1 protein-coding gene is annotated in these 922 nt (G+C 60.7%); it reads right to left on the bottom strand.

The window, feature by feature from the left end; translation table 11 throughout:
• On the bottom strand, positions 1 to 901 hold a 901-nt coding region (locus tag ACYVOC_RS18905; protein WP_461162788.1), incomplete at its 3' end, for an IS1595 family transposase.
• Positions 902 to 922 lie beyond the last annotated feature (21 nt).

Genomic DNA, 922 nt, shown 5'->3' with positions numbered 1-922 from the left:
CACGCAGTAATCGTGTAGGCATGGTGGCCAGGTCATCCCTGCGATTGAAACGGTAGACGAACTCGGCCAAGTAACGGTCAGCATATTTTTTATGCTTGATGGAGTGATACGTCCCATTGAGCGAAGTCTTGAGATTGCCCAGCATGATGTTGACCCACTTGAAGATGGGCATCTGCGCGGCTTGGCGGCCACTGCCGGTGACGTGCGCCTCGTGGGTGGCGCCCGCCGCCTTGACCTGTGCGAAGCATGCCGTGCCATCGGAGATCACATGCGCGCCAGCCGCCAGGGCTTTGCTCGCCCACGCCTTGAGTGCCTCTTTGGTAAAACCGGCCACTGGGTCAAGGCGCATCACCTGAGGGCGCCCCGCATCGTCGATCTGCACCGCCGCCACGAAAGCGCTTTTTTGCACCGTGCTGCGCCCGCCGTGGACATGACCGGCGCGCTCGCCGCCCAGATAGGCATCGTCGATCTGTACCTGCGCATCGAGCCGGCGCGAGTGCTCGCGTGCGAGCATGACGTGCAACAGCTTGTGCTTGATGGCCCACGCACTGGGATAGCTCACACCCAACTGTCGCTTGAGCTCCAGCGCGCTGATGGCATTCTTGCTCTGAGTGAGCAGATAGATCGCCAGAAACCACACGCTCAGCGGCAACTTGGTGTTCTCAAAGACCGTGCCGACGATGGACGATGACTGATAGCCGCAAATGAAGCACTCCCACAAGGGTCTGCCCAAACCATTTTGGGTGCGCAAACAACGCGAGCAGCCACAACGTGCGCAGCGCCAGCCTTGCGGCCAGCGCGCCTTGATCAGGGCCTGTTCGCACTGCTGCTCCGTGCCAAAGTCTTCGAGGAACTCGGACAGGGGTACTCCGCGTTGGAACTGGATAGGATTAAGGGGCATGGCGAGCCTCCTGAGCGCTGG

This window comes from Simplicispira piscis, from assembly GCF_054783455.1.
The sequence above is the reverse complement of the archived record's forward strand: the minus strand, read 5'-3'. Positions and strand labels throughout refer to the sequence as shown.